The 14,390-nt window shown below is 62.2% G+C and carries 18 protein-coding genes; 9 read left to right on the top strand and 9 right to left on the bottom strand.

Annotation, left to right across the window (positions count from 1 at the left end; all coding sequences use genetic code 11):
- Window positions 1-66 precede the first annotated feature (66 nt).
- Window positions 67-648 (top strand): isochorismatase family protein, encoded by a 582-nt coding sequence (locus tag OLW90_RS08915; protein WP_319649742.1) that lies wholly within the window; start codon window positions 67-69, stop codon window positions 646-648.
- A gap of 60 nt (window positions 649-708) precedes the next feature.
- Here OLW90_RS08915 and OLW90_RS08920 read toward each other — a convergent pair whose 3' ends face one another.
- The 5 genes from OLW90_RS08920 to OLW90_RS08940 form a co-directional block, all read right to left on the bottom strand.
- Window positions 709-1,584: a hypothetical protein gene (locus OLW90_RS08920; protein ID WP_319649743.1), complete on the bottom strand. Its 876-nt coding sequence runs from the start codon at window positions 1,582-1,584 to the stop codon at window positions 709-711.
- Complete coding sequence (locus OLW90_RS08925) at window positions 1,581-2,495, bottom strand: hypothetical protein (protein WP_319649744.1); 915 nt, start codon at window positions 2,493-2,495, stop codon at window positions 1,581-1,583. The genes OLW90_RS08920 and OLW90_RS08925 overlap by 4 nt, the downstream gene beginning before the upstream one ends.
- A 113-nt stretch (window positions 2,496-2,608) precedes the next feature.
- Complete coding sequence (locus OLW90_RS08930; protein WP_319649745.1) at window positions 2,609-2,887, bottom strand: DUF3618 domain-containing protein; 279 nt, start codon at window positions 2,885-2,887, stop codon at window positions 2,609-2,611.
- Between the two features lie 190 nt (window positions 2,888-3,077).
- A complete protein-coding gene (locus OLW90_RS08935) occupies window positions 3,078-3,911 on the bottom strand; it encodes a cytochrome c biogenesis CcdA family protein (RefSeq protein ID WP_319649746.1) in 834 nt (277 codons plus the stop codon).
- Window positions 3,912-3,914: 3 nt separating this feature from the next.
- A complete protein-coding gene (locus OLW90_RS08940) occupies window positions 3,915-4,673 on the bottom strand; it encodes a DsbA family protein (protein WP_319649747.1) in 759 nt (252 codons plus the stop codon).
- 43 nt (window positions 4,674-4,716) lie between these two features.
- Between OLW90_RS08940 and bcp the strand changes: the two genes are divergently transcribed.
- On the top strand, window positions 4,717-5,175 hold the full coding sequence (gene bcp, locus OLW90_RS08945; RefSeq protein ID WP_319649749.1) for a thioredoxin-dependent thiol peroxidase: 459 nt from the start codon (window positions 4,717-4,719) through the stop codon (window positions 5,173-5,175).
- A 4-nt stretch (window positions 5,176-5,179) separates the two neighbouring features.
- Here bcp and OLW90_RS08950 read toward each other — a convergent pair whose 3' ends face one another.
- From OLW90_RS08950 to OLW90_RS08965, 4 genes are read right to left on the bottom strand one after another with little or no spacing between them, the layout of a single operon-like run.
- Window positions 5,180-6,253, bottom strand: coding sequence for a sn-glycerol-3-phosphate ABC transporter ATP-binding protein UgpC (locus OLW90_RS08950; RefSeq protein ID WP_319649751.1), 1,074 nt, complete (start codon window positions 6,251-6,253; stop codon window positions 5,180-5,182).
- Window positions 6,254-6,265: 12 nt separating this feature from the next.
- Window positions 6,266-7,597, bottom strand: coding sequence for an ABC transporter substrate-binding protein (locus OLW90_RS08955; protein ID WP_319649753.1), 1,332 nt, complete (start codon window positions 7,595-7,597; stop codon window positions 6,266-6,268).
- A 20-nt stretch (window positions 7,598-7,617) separates the two neighbouring features.
- Window positions 7,618-8,460 carry a carbohydrate ABC transporter permease gene (locus OLW90_RS08960; RefSeq protein ID WP_319649754.1) on the bottom strand — a complete coding sequence of 281 codons (843 nt, stop codon included), beginning with the start codon at window positions 8,458-8,460 and terminating at the stop codon, window positions 7,618-7,620.
- Window positions 8,460-9,383, bottom strand: coding sequence for a sugar ABC transporter permease (locus tag OLW90_RS08965; RefSeq protein WP_319651867.1), 924 nt, complete (start codon window positions 9,381-9,383; stop codon window positions 8,460-8,462). The genes OLW90_RS08960 and OLW90_RS08965 overlap by 1 nt, the downstream gene beginning before the upstream one ends.
- 424 nt (window positions 9,384-9,807) lie before the next feature.
- On the opposite strand from OLW90_RS08965, the gene OLW90_RS08970 reads away from it, so the two are divergent.
- The 7 genes from OLW90_RS08970 to OLW90_RS09000 all read left to right on the top strand — a co-directional run bounded on the left by OLW90_RS08970 (window position 9,808) and on the right by OLW90_RS09000 (window position 14,389).
- Entirely contained in the window at window positions 9,808-10,323 is a 516-nt protein-coding gene (locus OLW90_RS08970) for a CAP domain-containing protein (RefSeq protein WP_319649755.1), read from the top strand.
- A gap of 235 nt (window positions 10,324-10,558) precedes the next feature.
- On the top strand, window positions 10,559-11,107 hold the full coding sequence (locus OLW90_RS08975) for an OsmC family protein (RefSeq protein WP_319649756.1): 549 nt from the start codon (window positions 10,559-10,561) through the stop codon (window positions 11,105-11,107).
- Window positions 11,104-12,147 (top strand): acyl-CoA dehydrogenase family protein, encoded by a 1,044-nt coding sequence (locus OLW90_RS08980; protein WP_319649757.1) that lies wholly within the window; start codon window positions 11,104-11,106, stop codon window positions 12,145-12,147. The genes OLW90_RS08975 and OLW90_RS08980 overlap by 4 nt, the downstream gene beginning before the upstream one ends.
- A gap of 85 nt (window positions 12,148-12,232) precedes the next feature.
- Entirely contained in the window at window positions 12,233-13,021 is a 789-nt protein-coding gene (locus OLW90_RS08985; RefSeq protein ID WP_319649758.1) for a HipA family kinase, read from the top strand.
- Window positions 13,022-13,027: 6 nt separating this feature from the next.
- Window positions 13,028-13,888, top strand: a complete 861-nt coding sequence (locus OLW90_RS08990; protein ID WP_319649759.1) for a hypothetical protein — start codon at window positions 13,028-13,030, stop codon at window positions 13,886-13,888.
- Window positions 13,889-13,936: 48 nt separating this feature from the next.
- Window positions 13,937-14,146 carry a PLDc N-terminal domain-containing protein gene (locus tag OLW90_RS08995; protein WP_319649760.1) on the top strand — a complete coding sequence of 70 codons (210 nt, stop codon included), beginning with the start codon at window positions 13,937-13,939 and terminating at the stop codon, window positions 14,144-14,146.
- Window positions 14,147-14,167: 21 nt separating this feature from the next.
- Window positions 14,168-14,389 carry a PLD nuclease N-terminal domain-containing protein gene (locus OLW90_RS09000; RefSeq protein ID WP_319649761.1) on the top strand — a complete coding sequence of 74 codons (222 nt, stop codon included), beginning with the start codon at window positions 14,168-14,170 and terminating at the stop codon, window positions 14,387-14,389.
- The last annotated feature ends 1 nt before the right edge of the window (window position 14,390 follow it).

Genomic DNA, 14,390 nt, shown 5'->3' on the forward strand with positions numbered 1-14,390 from the left:
CCTGAAAAGATAGATTCGCCACACTGAACACGATTTTTCAGCCAAAATGTGCCATAATGCTTATCCGTGAAGGCCTTGGTTATTGTAGACGTTCAAAATGATTTCTGTGCCCTCGGCCCGCTTGCCACCGCCGATGGCGACCTCGCGGCCGATAGCATCCGCACCCTCCTTGAGTGCGAGGAGACCATGCGCGATTACGCCCACGTGGTGGCCACCCAGGATTGGCACATTGATCCCGGCAAGCACTTCTCCGACTCCCCGGACTTCATCGACACCTGGCCCCCGCATTGCCGCGCGGGCACCCCCGGCGCGGCCCTCCACCCCGCCGTGCCCCTCAAACACATCGAGGCGTTCTTCCTCAAGGGAAATTACAGCGCGGCCTATTCCGGCTTCGAGGGTTTTGCCGAGGGCGTCTCCCTCGCCCAGTGGCTTCGGGAGCGCGAGGTCACGGCCATCGACGTCGTGGGCATCGCTACCGACTACTGCGTGCGCGAGACGGCTCTCGACGGCGTGAAGGAGGGCTTCGACGTCCGCGTACTCTCCTACTACTGCTCCCCGGTAGACCCCAACCGTGGGCAGGCGGCCCTGGACGAGATCCAGCGGGCGGGGGCCAGCGTGGTGAACACCCCGCTGCGCAACTGCTCCTAGAACCTCTATCTCGGCCACAATTCCGGCCACGAGCGGGGCGGCGGGATTCCTTCACACCTCTTATTCACACCGCAGCGCCGCGCTCACGCTCTGGGTCGCCTCGGTGAGTAATTCCTGCGCCGTTTCATACGTCCCATCCGGCGCCTGGGCCGCGATGGCCACTCCCCTGACTCCGCACGGGGTATCCAGCACCCCCAGTTGCCGCACCGTGTAGCGGCCCTCGGTATCCGGGCCCCAGCCGCCCTTAAACCTCATGCCCTCCACCGTGCCCAAACCATAGGACTGCTCCGGGATCACCCGGCCCATCGCATCGAGGACGGCCGGGGCGGCGTCGAGAGTGGGCAGCGCCACGGCAAAGGCCGCCTGATCCGAGAGCGCCCACGCGGTCTGACCAAAGCTAGAAAACTCCGGGCGCACCTTGCGCGTTTCCACCCGGGTGTGATCATCGCCCGCCTCGCGCAGGATCGCCTGCACCGCAGCCCCCGCCTCCTCCGGGGTGCCCAGGGATTCCCATAGCCGCATTGCGGCCGCATTATCCGAGGCCGTGAGCGCGGCCTCCACGTCCGCCAAGACCTCCGGCGACGGCTCCCCCGAAGAGGCCGTCGAAGCCATCGAGGCCCGCAACGCCGCCAAGGAAAGCGGTACCTTGCTGGTGGACCAGGCCGGGCCCTCGTCGATCTCCCCCGCGGTGCTCACCCCGGCGGAGTCCGCCACCGCAATCTTGGTTCCGGGGAGAGCGGTGAGCACCGGAACAGAGGACACCGCCGTACTCCGGCCAGTCGCTCCCGGTGCCGTAGTCTCCCGTGGTCCCAGCACCCCGGTGTTTTCCGAGGTGCGCCCCGGGGCCGCCTGCTCAACCTCCCCGATGGTGCAGGCCGAAAGCCCCACCGCTCCCACCATCACGAGCGCCACCACGCGCTTATGCAAGACATTCATCCGATGTACACATTCGCGTTATCTCCCCCGGTGCAATGCACGTACTGCCCGGCATCGCGGCAGGTCATCGTGTAATTCCTCCCCGTGGCGGAACTGTACGCCTGCACCGTGTTATTCATCCGCCCGGTGTCTCGGTACTCCGCGAGCCACTGCCGGTGCACCACCTGGGCAAAGTCCTCACTGGTGGCACCGGAGGCCCACACCCGCTGGTATTCCCCGCCAGTGCTGTTATTGCGCGCGGCGCTATTGACGGGCGTGGCCTCCCCCGGCACGGGTGGAGCCGGAGCGGTGGTTTCCGGCGTGGCGCTGCGCGAGGCGCGGGAATCGCGCGGTGTGCTCGGTATGGAGGCACGCGGGGTCACGGGTTCCGCAATATCCGCCGTGGGGCGCTCCGTCCGTTCGGGGCGGGGCGGCGAGGTGCTCTCGGAGGTGCTGCGGGGCGCGCTGCTGGGGCTCGGCGCCGTGCTGCGCGCGGGATTCTGGCGAGGGCTCGTCGAGGTGGGCGAGGCCGCCGTGCTCGTGGCCCGAGCGGCGGACGTGGTGCTCCCCACCGCGTCCTGCTCCTCCGCAGCGGAGGTATCTGCCGCCACCGCCGCGCCATCGTTCCCCCCGCCATCGGAGGAGGAGAAAAGGAAAATCCAGGTGCCCGCCCCCACCAGCACGAGCACAAAGAACATCGCCGCGAGCGCCACGATCATGCTCGAATTGCTGCTCTCGAAGCGCGGCTTGCGGGGGCCGGGTTCCGGGCCGCCGGAGGCCTGGTAAGTCCCCACCGCCTCCGGCCCGGCCTTGGCGGAGACACGAGGAAACTCCGCATAGTCCCCCTGGGCGTTCTGCCCCGACTGCGCGCTCTGCGCGGGGAAACTCCGCGTTGCCGGCTCGCGGTCCTCACCACCGTGTTGGCTCGTCATGATCGCCTATGGTGCCACACCGAGGGCGGGGAGGGCATCCCTCTCCCCTCTCCTCACCTGGCCTTTACCTAGTCCGGGAGGAACAGGCGTGGCGCTAAAGGTTCGGTTCCGGCTTAGTCTCGTCCGGCCAGCAGGCGCTGCAATTCCTTGATGTCCTTGTTCTTCTTGCGGTTGCGCGCCATCGTCATCACGATGGCGACGGCAAAGACGGCCCCCACGGCCGCCAAAATCTTCTGGGTCTGCGGGTCCTGGAGCTTTGCCGTGGCCTCACGCTTGGCATCGTTCACGAGGTTCTGCGGCTTGCTGCGATCCGCGAGCTGATCCAGGGTGCTCGCCAACTGGCGACGAGTACGCTCGATGTCCCGCTCAATGTCCTCAATACTGCGTGCCACGTTTAATCTCCCAACAAATGTGAGTCAATATTCCTTGTGCGACGTCCCTTATGCAGCCACTGCCGCACGTGCCCACCGCGCCCGTGGAGTTTACCCCCGCCGGGCGGATGAAGCGGCGGAAACGCGCCGACGCTGCTTCAAGCAACAACTCTCCTGGTCGCTCATGCAGCCAGCGGTTTCTCTCTGGGCGTCATTCTAGCCTGTCCGGGGAATCCGCCGCAGGAGACTTCCGCCACCGGCGCGCCACCAGCAGGCCCACCGCGCTCAGCAGTAGCACTCCCGCCAGTATCGCCACATCGGGTACCTGCGAGGTCACGCGGATCACCCAATTTTCCATCTGCGCCTGCTGGCTCACCCCCACGAAGCCCCCCAGGCTGGTGGTGCCGCTGGTCACCCACATCATCACCCCCACCGCAATGGTGAGAATACCGCCCACGATGTTGTTCCAGGAGTTCGTCCAGCGCCCCACCCGCACCCCGCGCGGGCGCACCAGGCGCTGCACCGCAGGCAGGCGCGACCACAGCAGGCTCAACACCAAGAGCGGCACGGCCATGCCCAGGGCAAAGATCAACATGGTGATTCCACCCATCACGGCGTTGCCGCTCACCGCCGCCATCGTGAGCACCATGCCCAGCAGCGGCCCGGCGCACACCCCGGCCAGGCCATAGATCGTGCCCAGCACGTACACCGCGGCCAGGGAACTTCCGCCCGCCGCCCCGGCGTTGCCCGGCAGCGGAATCTCGATCCCTGCCAGCATGATGAGCCCCAGGGCGATCACCACGATGGAACCGCCGATCACAAAGGCCTCGCGGTGCTCGCTCACCAGAGCGCCCACGGAACCGGCCAGCACGCCCATCGGCAACAAGGTGGTAATCAGCCCCACGTAAAACACGCCCGTACTGGTGATCAGCGAGGTAGGACGGGAAAAGGCATAGGAGAAAAAGGCCGGTAGCAGCATGGCCGAACAGGGGCTCAGCAGCGTGAGCACGCCGCCGAGGAAGGCTCCAAGCAGGCTTAACTCCACGGTTTAGCTGGCCTCCTCAATCGCCTGATCCAGGAAGCCCCGGAAATTATCCAGCGGCTGCGCACCTGTGAGCACGGTGCTGCCCACGGCAAAGAAGGGCACGCCCTGCACACCCAACCGGCGGGCCTCGTTGCTCTCCTCCTCCGCCTCAGCCACCAACTGCGGGTCCTTCATGTCCTCCTTGAAGCGCGCCATATCCGGCACGCTCACTTCCTCCGCTACCTCGATCAGTTCCGATTCGGGCAGGTCCGGGTGACCGCTCTCCGGCGCGCGCGCATAGATGGCTTGCAGGTACTCCACATACTTATCCTGCTTGGCCGCAGCGCGGGCCGCCGCCGAGGCGGAGGCGGAGCGCTCCCCAAAGTACGCCACGTCGCGGAACTCAATGCGCACCTTGCCGGTGTCCACGTATTCCTCCTTCAACACGGGCAGGATCTCCCGGGAGAACAGCCCGCAGAAGGGACAGCGCAGGTCCGTCCACTCCACCATCACCACCGGGGCGTCCACGTCACCGATGGCGCGCGGATCGTCCGCGTCACGCCGCTCGATCAGCGCCTTAATCTGGGCATCGGGATCGTCGCTGGCGGTAGCGCCCGCCGCGCTCTGGCTGGCGGCTGGCTCCGGGCCGGACTCCTTGCCGGTGAACTGCGCGATCAGCACCACCACCAGGAAAATCACCAGCACGGCCAGCACAATATAAAACGGCGCGGTTCGGTACCACGGGCGCTGGGGATTGACGTAGGTATCGAATCGAGTTTTCACACCACGCAGGATACAGAACCCCCGGGACGGCTATGGTGGTGCCATGACACTGAACACAGGAGACACCGCGCCCGAGTTTTCGCTTATCGACGACCACGGGGCCACCGTATCGCTCAAGGATTACGCCGGGCAGCGGGTGATCGTGTACTTCTACCCGCGCGCCAACACCCCCGGCTGCACCAAGGAGGCCTGCGACTTCCGCGATAGCCTCAGCGAACTGAACGGCATGAACATCGCCGTGGTGGGCATCTCCCCCGATACCCCGGAAAAACTCGCGGAGTTCCGCGAGGATCACGAGCTCACCTTCCCGCTGCTCTCTGATCCCGATAAGACCGTGATGAAGGCCTACGGGGCCTTTGGCGAGAAGAAAAACTACGGCCGCATCGTGGAGGGCGTAATCCGCTCCACCTTCCTCATCGAGCCGGACGGCACCATCGGCGTGGCCAAATACAACGTCAAGGCCACCGGGCACGTGGCGCGGTTTATCCGGGATTTGGGCTAGGAAATTAGCCCACCCGGTGCCCCTCCCCGTCAAAGATGTGGATCACGGGGGCGTCGTTAAGCACCAGGGAGTACTCCTCGCCGGGGGTGAGGTTCACGCGGCCCTCCATGCGCACCGCCACCGGCTCCGCCGCGCCCTCCACGCGGAAGAACCCGTAGGACTCGTAGCCCAGCTGCTCCACATGCTGCACTCGGCCATCCAGCCCCGCGCCCGGCGCGGCCAGGGCGAGGTGCTCGGGGCGGATTCCCAGCCGCACCTTGCCGCCTGCGGCGGCGTCGCGCTGGCTCGGCGTCAGCGGCACCGAGAGTTCGCCCAGCAGGGCACCCCGCTCGGTTACCTGCGCCTCAAAGAAGTTCATTGCGGGCGAGCCGATGAATCCAGCCACAAAGGCGTTGGCCGGGCGCTCGTAAATCTCCTGCGGGGAGGCCACCTGTTGCAGTTTTCCGTCCTTGAGCACCGCCACCCGATCGCCCATCGTCATGGCCTCCACCTGGTCGTGCGTGACGTACACGGTGGTGGTTCCCAGCCGCTTTTGCAGGGCTGAGATCTGCCCGCGGGTGGACACGCGGAGTTTGGCGTCCAGGTTAGAAAGGGGCTCATCCATGCAGAACACCGCCGGGTTGCGCACGATGGCGCGGCCCATCGCCACGCGCTGGCGCTGTCCGCCGGACAGATTGGCGGGCTTGCGCTCCAGCAGGGATTCTAATTGCAAAATACGCGCAGCCTCGTTTACCTTGCTGGCGATGGTGGCCTTATCCACTCCCTGATTCCGCAGGGCAAAGCCCATGTTCTGGGCCACGGTCATGTTGGGATAAAGGGCGTAATTCTGAAAGACCATCGCCACGTTGCGCTCCGCCGGGGATACGCCGGTGACATCGCGGCCGTCGATGGTAATGCGGCCTCGATCGGTGGGCTCTAGGCCCGCCAACATGCGCAGGCTGGTGGATTTTCCGCAGCCGGAAGGCCCCACGAGCACCAGAAACTCACCGTCCGCAATATCGAGGTTCAGATTTTCCACCGCAGGCGTGGCGGACTTTCCGTATATGCGGCTCACGCCCTCATAAATTACCCGTGCCATGTGTCCTGCCTCCTAAATAAGCGGTTTAACCTGGTTTTCATAAATGCGGCTCATAATGTTATTGAGATTGCTCATCACGGAATCCACGTCCTTGCGGCCCGTGGCCACCATCTCCAGCGAGCCGCCGATGCGGGGATCGGCCCCGGGCAGCGCCACGCGCACGTTATCCTGCGGGCGGGTATGGGCTAGTTGTTCCACGGCCACCCGGAAATTGGGATTCTCCGCCATGAACTTCTGCTGCTCGGGGTCCTCCACCGCCGTGGTGCGCACCGGCATATATCCCACGTTGCGCGACCAATACGCGGTGTTTTCCTTATTAGTAATGAAATCGATGAACTGCGCGGCAGCGATCTTGCGCTTCTCCGGCAAATTCCGAGGGATGGCCAGGCCCGCGCCACCCGTAGGACAACCGCCCTGGCCGAGCGGATTGGGCAGCGGCGCGGTGGCGTACTCGAACGCGGCCTGCTTGCTGATCCCGCTGAGATCGCCCGTGGAGAGCATTCCACTGGCGCAGCGCCCGGAGGAAAAGTCCACGGCCAGGTCCGTGGCGATGTAGGACCACCCGGTATGCGGCTGCGTGGCCTCCTGGAACCAGCGCACCGCCGCCAGCGTCTCCGGGGAGGTCAGGCGCAGATCCCAGCCCTGGGAATAGGCCCCGCCCATCGTCCACAGCGGCCCGGCGAACGTCCAGGAGAGATTATTGGCCGCGTTATACCAGCCAAAGGGGCGCTGCTTGGGGTTCACTCGGGCTAGTTCCTCTCCCCACTGCGCCATTTCCGCCCAGTTCTCCGGGCCGCGTGCGGGCAATCCCGCCTGCGCCCAGGATTGCTTGTTGTAATAAAACAGCGGCGTGGAGCGCGCATAAGGGAAGGCATAATACGCGGAATCGATCCGGTAGTCCTCATACAGGGCCGGAACATAGGTGGTGGGATCGATCCCCGCCCTCTCCACTAGTTCCGATACCGGGGTGATCTGCTGGTTAATGGCAAAGTTGTACCACCATACGTCGGAAAGCACCACCACATCGGGCAGGTCGGTGCCGGTGAGCGCGGCATTGAACTTATTGGCCACCTCGGAGTAATTCTGCCCGGCGTCCACCAGATTGATCCGAATATCCGGGCGCTGCTGTTCCCAGCGGCGGATCAACTCCAGCTCATAGTCCTTGGAGGAACCCGGGTGATTGGACCACCAGGTCAAAGAGGTCACCGGCGAGCCATCATCGGCGGTATTATCCCGCCCCACCATCGAGCTGGTGCCCGCACACGCGCTGAGTCCCCCGGCCGCCCCGCCGAGCACAGCAAGCCCGGCCAGGGAAAGAAAGGAACGCCGCTTTATCATCGTCATTGTTCTTCCACCGCTCCTTACTATCCCTTTACCGCGCCCGTGGTAAGGCCCTTAATCATGTACTTCTGCAAAGCCAAAAAGATCAGCAGAATGGGAATGATGGTGAGCACGGTGGCCGCCATCACCGGGCCCCAGTTGGACACGCCATCGTTGTTTTGCAGCATGGTGAGCCCCACCTGGAGCGGGGCAACCTCCGCCGTATCCGCCATGAGGAACGGCCACAGGTATTGATTCCACTCATTGACCAGCGTGATCACGGAAAATGCCACCAGAGTAGGCATGGAGATGGGCAGGAGAACGCGAGTGAGCAGGCGCACCGGCCCCGCCCCATCCATGCGAGCGGCCTCCACCAGTTCATGCGGCAGGGAAAGAAAATGATTGCGCATGAGGAAGGTGCCAAAGGCCACCCCGGCCAGTGGGAGAATGATCCCCTGGAAGGTATTGCGCCAGCCCAGGGCATTGACCAGGGCGTAATTGGAGATCACCGTGATCTCGCTGGGCACCATGAGCGCGGAGATCACCACCAGGAATACCAGGTTGCGCCCCGGAAAACGCAGAATGGCCAACGCGTAGGCGGAGAGAACCCCGAGCACGATCTTGAGCAGGCACAAAAAGAACGTGATGATCACGGAATTGCGCAGGTACTGCCAAAACGGCACGCGGGTGGTGGCCTCCCGGTAATTCTCCGGGTACCAGGTAGGCGGCAGCCACGTCACCGGATCGGTATAAATATCGGCGCGGTGCTTCAACGAGGTCATCAGAATCCAAAACAGCGGTACGCCGATGAGAATGAGCACCGCGATAATCCCCACGTAACCGCCCAGGACTTTCCACCAGGGGGCGGAATCCGATTGCGCCGCCATTACTTACTCCTCCCCTTATCCATGTACCGCACCTGCACCAGGGTGATACCCAGCAAGATGAGGAACAAGATGGTCGCCGCCGTGGCTCCATAACCCGCGCGGAAATTCACAAACGTTTCCTGATACACCTGGTACACCAGCGTGGTGGTGCCCTCGATCTGGGGGCCACCTCGCGTCATCACGTTGATGATGTCAAAGACCTGCACGGAGTTCAGCGTCACCATAATAGAAAGGAAAAAGGTGGTGGGCCGCAGTTGCGGCAGGGTGACCTTGGTCAGGCGCGTCCACCAGCCCGCACCATCAATAGCCGCCGCCTCATCGAGGTCCTTGCTCAAACCTTGCAGGGCAGCCAGGTAAATCACAAACGTATAGCCCAGGTTCTTCCACACGAAGGTGACGGTGACCATAAAGAGCGCCCAGCCCGGAACCTGGTAGAAGTCCGGGCTTTCCACGCCAAACCAGCCGAGCACCGACTGAATCAGGCCAAAGGAGGGATCAAAGATGAATTGAAAGGCCACGCCAATGGCCGCGCCGGAAATGGCAAAGGGAGCAAATACCACGGAGCGGGCGAAGTTTCGCCCCCGCAGCTTTTGATCTAGCAGCATCGCCAGCACCAGGCCCAGCACCATCGAGCCGATCACGGCGCAGACGGTGAAGATGAGGGTATTGGAAAGGATCGTGCGGGTGTCCTCGCGGGTAAACCACTCCACATAATTATCCAGGCCGATGAACTGCGCGGTGGGGCTGGAGATATTCCAGGCATAGAACGATAGTCGGATGTTATCCACCAGCGGCCGATACGTGAAGATGCCCAGCAGGAGGAGGTTGGGGGCAAGAAACGCCAGCGCCAGGAGGGCTTCCTTGCCTCTCGACGCCGCGCCCCGGCCCCTCGCCGTGTTTCCGTGCCTCGCGGCCCCATCCATCCCGCGATCGGGTGGGGGATCAACGTATGTGTGTGTCACAAGGATTCATGCTGACCCAGGAAAGTGAACGCAAAGTATCCACCACGTGAACAGCAGCCGTCGATTAGGCAAACTTTCCACGGCATAGAGTTTCCGGTTCGGGGGTGAGATCAGAGCATAGACCGTGAACGAAACCCCCTCCGACAACAGTCATCATACGCCCAAACCTTATTTTCAGTCCCCTGCTTAAGGGCACCCATAGTACGTCCGATGAGAAGCCAAAAGGCGTCCAATCCCCTTCCTGGCCACCTAAACCAAAAACCTTTTTACCGCCCCGGGGGAAGGTAAGGCAGCCAAAGTTCTCACCTCTCATGCCGATTGTGGACACGTCAAAATAACTCCCCTATTCTTAGCTCAGATACAACAACACCCCGAGGAGAAAACAATGGACCAAAAGGATTCCAGCCTAGAGAAAACCGCCGGTATCAGCGCCCTGGCCGCCGCCGGAGTAGCCGCTGCCGCAGCCCCCGCCGCAGCGATGGAAGCGGAAGAGGCAACCACGGAAATCATCGCCAGCGAGGGTGTGGAAATTATTTCCACCGAAATCCCGGAAACTTCCGTGGCCGCCGAGGAGCGGAATGCTCAAGAAATTGTCGATAAGGCCAATGAAATCCGTGCGGCCCACGGCTTGCAGGAACTCACCGTCAGCGAGGAACTCTCCGAGGGATCCCGCCAGTGGGCACAAACCCTCAGCGCCACCGGCACGGTGGAGCACGCCGAGGGCGACTTTGGTGAGAATCTGCACTGGGTGAGTCAAAAGACCTCCACGGACGAGGTGATGCAGGACTGGATGGATTCCGAGCACCATCGCGTGAATATCCTCGACCCGGAAAGCACCGAGATCGGTACGGCCGTGGTGCACGATGAAAACGGTATGCACTCCGTGCAGCGCTTTTTCTGACCTCACCCTCCCTCACCGCAAAGGCGGAGCAGGCCAAGACCAAGCGGTCTAGAAGGAAAGCGCTGCTCAGGACGGTATTAACGCGGCACTCCCCCGGGCGAGTGAAATAAAATCACAGACAGACTTGTTCACTCTTTATATGGTGTGTAGTCTTGGGCGACAACACCGCGAGGGCCACCCGTCCTCGCGGGCTGAGCAACTACGTAACCAAGCAAGAATCAACAAGGAGAAAGCAATGTCTGACCTCACCCCGAACCACAAGGACGGCGAAGCCCTGGAGCCCATCGACGCCCAGAAGCTCTCCGAACTAGCCCAGAAGAACATCAATAACCCCGAGGGCGGCCGCAAGAAGATCCGCACCCACACGGAGGCCGACGGCCTGTTCCGCAATTACACCCAGATCCGCGACCTCGCCCCGGTGCTCGTCTCCGAGCCGCCGCAGCTGCTGGGCGATAACTCCGCCCCCAACCCCACCGAGGTCGCCCAGGCCGCCCTGGCCGCCTGCATCTCCGTGGGTATCCAGGCCATCGCCACCAACCGTGGCGTGACGCTGACCAAGATCGCCATTGATATTGAGTCCGATATTGACATCTCCCCCACCTGGGGCACCGGCGACCTAGGCGATCACAAGCGCCCCGGCGTCTCCGACGTCCACGTGAAGATCGACCTCGATGGCGACGCCGACCGCGAGACCCTCGACCAGATCCAAAAGGACGCCATCACCTGGTCTCCCGTGGTGAACACCTACACCCGCCCCGCCAACCTCACCTCGGAGTTGGTATGAGCACGCTGACCTTTACCCCCCTGCCGGACGCCCTCCGCGAGACCGTCGCCAGTAACGCCAAGGACGTCGATAAGGGCAACCGGGACGCCCGCTACGTGCTTCCGCTGCTGGCCGAGCACCGCCTGATCGGCACCGGAGTGCGGGACACCGCGCGCACCATTCGGGCGCTATCCAGCGAGGATCTCTCCACCGGGTTCACCCTCTGGGCCACCCGCTGCGCGCTGCTATACCTGGAGACTGCGGGCACCGAGTACGCGCTCTCGCTCACCGAGCAGCTCCGCTCCGGCGAGCGCCCCGGCGTTTCCGGCATGGCCGGGCCGTTCAAGGACTTCACCGGCGCGGGAGAAATTACCCTGCGCGCGGAGAAGGCGGACGGCGGCTACCGCATTAACGGCAAGCTGAACTGGGCCTCTAACCTCTACGAGGACGCCATCGCCGTCACCGGCGCCAAGACCGCCGAGGGGCATCGTTTCCTCTTCGCCTTCGAGGCCGGGCACGAGGGCATTACCTTCGGCGCACCCTTTGGTCTGCTGGGACTCAACGCCACCGCCTCCGCGTGGGTGGAGTTTAAGGACGTATTCATTCCGCAGGAACAGGTGCTCACCGAGGACTTTGCGGACTTCATGCCCAAGGTGCGCCCCGCCTTTGTGCTCTTCCAGATCGCGGAGTGCCTGGGCGTGGCCGAGGCCGCCGTGGAGGCCGCCGCCGAGCGCCTCACCGGCCTCAACGCCACCTTTGCCGAGGATCACGCCGCCGCGCAGGAAAAGGTACGCGAGGCCATCGAACGCCACGAGGACATCCTTGACCGCGTGGAGGCGGGCGAGAAAGTGCTGCCGGTGGAACTGCTGGAGTTGCGTCTCGACGCCGCCCAGGCCGCCGTGGAGGCCGCCAACATCGAGGTGCGCGTGGCCGGGGGCGCGGGGTACGCCAAGAACTCCCCCACCTCCCGCCGCTACCGCGAGGCCTCCTTCATTCCCGTGCAATCCCCCTCCGAGGCGCAACTGCGCTGGGAGTTGGCGCGGGCCAAGAAGGCTGCGTGACGCTGTAGTTTTCCTAGATTCATGCCGCCGGGATCGCTATCCTGGCGGCATTGGTCTATCTCTTTCCAGCTCAGAGGTCACGTTCATGGACGCTTCTATCAATAACGTTGTTCCATTTCCCACACGCCGCCCACAAGTGCGAACGGTGATCAAGGTGGCACAGCACACTGGCACCCGACCATTTTTATGCTATGCCTCCGATGAAAACCATTACTGGTGCAAGATTTTTCATGGCCCGCACGGCTGGGAGGGAATTCTCAACGAGATCGTGGCCTCGGTAATCGGGGAACAAATCAACGCGCCCGTACGCCCCTGGACAATTCTGGATATACCAGAGAGCCTGGTTTCCACGCAGGTAGGGGAAGGAACTCAGCGCTACCGCCTGCCCGACGCCCCCGTTTTCGCCTCCCTCGCCTTACACACCGCGGACGTCACCGATCAGCTAAGCGACATCAACCGTGATGGCAACTACGACCGCGTCCCCCTCCTCATCGCTCTGTGGTACCTCTGCAACGCTGATGACCTACAGGTCTTATATGACGATGACGCAGATCGACAGATTTGGTCTATCGATCACGGCCTCTGGTTTGGCTCACAGGAAATCCCCTGGCACCTCGCGCCCATGACGGAATGGGCTGGGCGTCCCTCCATACCCCGCATACCCACCACCATTCCACCGGTGCACTGGGATCGTGCGATCAACGCCGTGGATAACCTCAGCGTCGACGTCGCGGAAACCATCACGCGATTGCTGCCAGAGGCATGGGCTGTCCCACCAGAGGTTCCTGCTAGATTAGTGCGATACGCTTGCGAACGTAAGGAATCCACCAAGGAAAAACTCCGCGAACTCCGCAATCGGACCGAAAGGAGATGAATAATCATGCGTTACACTTATTGGACTATTCAAGCGCACCCCGATCCCACCCTCCTTCTCTCCTTCGGCGTGGGTGTGATCCTCATGGAGGAACAAACACATCGCTGCGTGGTACGCACCGTAGAGCGCGCCAGCGAACTTCCACTAAAAACGGATTTAGGGCACCAGATCATAAGGTCGCTCAACCGTATCCAAGCAATGATTCAAACAGCCTCCACACGCAACGGTGGAATAGAATTTCACCCTCAAGATTCCCCTATGGAAATAATTAACACCTTAGTGGAACGCTGGAACAACTACATCACGGTAGATCAGCCACGCTATGCGGACGCAAAGGATATGGAGTCTGCCGCGCAATTGATCTTTGACCTCTACATACCGCTGCACGCGGCAGGCAAGCGCAATAATGCCACGACGGAACTGCGCCAGCGCGTCATCGGACACTACAAGTCAAAAGCCAATCTCAAAAAAGCGGTTTACCAGAACCCGGAGTTCGTTTCTGAAACCAGGAATGGAAGATTTGACCTCGCCGTCATCCCCACAAATAATCAACCCCGCGAACTCACTTCCGTTTTTTCTTTTAGCGGAACCAACTACCGCGACCTACAGAACAGAATAGAAGCCTGGAACTATCGCATAGACGGACTGCAGAAAGAGGGAGGGATCCTCCAGATAAATAAGCAGCGCCTCACCATCACAAGGGAAACCCCCATCGTGGCCGTCTATCACGTGCCCGAAGAAGAAAAATACCAAGAACTCTTTGCACAGACAGAAAAGCAATGGGAACTCATCAACGTGCACCCCATTCCCGAGGATAGGCTGAACGATCATGCCGCCAGCATGGAAAAAGCACTCCTGAGTGCATAGTTGCGCTTCACGCGACATATTTTCCTCATTATTGTTACCCTGGACACTATGGGCCTATCAATCATCATTGCGTTCCTTTTCATTGGCCTGCCCCTGGCCGCGATCATCGCGCTGCTCATGGATAAGCGCCCTGGCGCGGAAACCGCCACATGGGCGCTGGCGATCGTGGCCGCCCCATTCTTAGGAGCCGCCGTGTATCTCATCTGGCGGATAGTGGAAAAGCGCCAATCCTCTCGCCCCACCGCAGACATAGGTTAAGGAATAACTTAAGGAGTCCCCATGCCGAACATTGGCGTTGCAGAATTAGTCATAGCCGCCCCGCTGCTTATCCTGCCCATCGTGGCCATCGTCTTTCTCCTGCGCGATCGCCGCCCCGGCACGGAAACCGCCGTGTGGGTTCTGGTGATTGTTCTTGCCCCGTTCCTCGGCCCCATCGTGTATTTGGTGCGGCGCGCCGTGGAAAAGAGGAGCCACACGCCCCCAGCACCGCGTAATACCTAAA

Origin of the sequence: Corynebacterium sp. 21KM1197 (genome assembly GCF_033783015.1) — a bacterium.
GTDB lineage: Bacteria > Actinomycetota > Actinomycetes > Mycobacteriales > Mycobacteriaceae > Corynebacterium.

What these genes read in the sequence shown, in the direction of transcription:
- OLW90_RS08920 (WP_319649743.1), bottom strand. Translation starts at nt 1,584, where the DNA reads ATGAATGTCTTGCATAAGCGCGTGGTGGCGCTCGTGATGGTGGGAGCG.
- OLW90_RS08925 (WP_319649744.1), bottom strand. Translation starts at nt 2,495, where the DNA reads ATGACGAGCCAACACGGTGGTGAGGACCGCGAGCCGGCAACGCGGAGT.
- bcp (WP_319649749.1), top strand. Translation starts at nt 4,717, where the DNA reads ATGACACTGAACACAGGAGACACCGCGCCCGAGTTTTCGCTTATCGAC.
- OLW90_RS08950 (WP_319649751.1), bottom strand. Translation starts at nt 6,253, where the DNA reads ATGGCACGGGTAATTTATGAGGGCGTGAGCCGCATATACGGAAAGTCC.
- OLW90_RS08955 (WP_319649753.1), bottom strand. Translation starts at nt 7,597, where the DNA reads ATGACGATGATAAAGCGGCGTTCCTTTCTTTCCCTGGCCGGGCTTGCT.
- OLW90_RS08960 (WP_319649754.1), bottom strand. Translation starts at nt 8,460, where the DNA reads ATGGCGGCGCAATCGGATTCCGCCCCCTGGTGGAAAGTCCTGGGCGGT.
- OLW90_RS08965 (WP_319651867.1), bottom strand. Translation starts at nt 9,383, where the DNA reads ATGGATGGGGCCGCGAGGCACGGAAACACGGCGAGGGGCCGGGGCGCG.
- OLW90_RS08970 (WP_319649755.1), top strand. Translation starts at nt 9,808, where the DNA reads ATGGACCAAAAGGATTCCAGCCTAGAGAAAACCGCCGGTATCAGCGCC.
- OLW90_RS08975 (WP_319649756.1), top strand. Translation starts at nt 10,559, where the DNA reads ATGTCTGACCTCACCCCGAACCACAAGGACGGCGAAGCCCTGGAGCCC.
- OLW90_RS08980 (WP_319649757.1), top strand. Translation starts at nt 11,104, where the DNA reads ATGAGCACGCTGACCTTTACCCCCCTGCCGGACGCCCTCCGCGAGACC.
- OLW90_RS08985 (WP_319649758.1), top strand. Translation starts at nt 12,233, where the DNA reads ATGGACGCTTCTATCAATAACGTTGTTCCATTTCCCACACGCCGCCCA.
- OLW90_RS08990 (WP_319649759.1), top strand. Translation starts at nt 13,028, where the DNA reads ATGCGTTACACTTATTGGACTATTCAAGCGCACCCCGATCCCACCCTC.
- OLW90_RS08995 (WP_319649760.1), top strand. Translation starts at nt 13,937, where the DNA reads ATGGGCCTATCAATCATCATTGCGTTCCTTTTCATTGGCCTGCCCCTG.
- OLW90_RS09000 (WP_319649761.1), top strand. Translation starts at nt 14,168, where the DNA reads ATGCCGAACATTGGCGTTGCAGAATTAGTCATAGCCGCCCCGCTGCTT.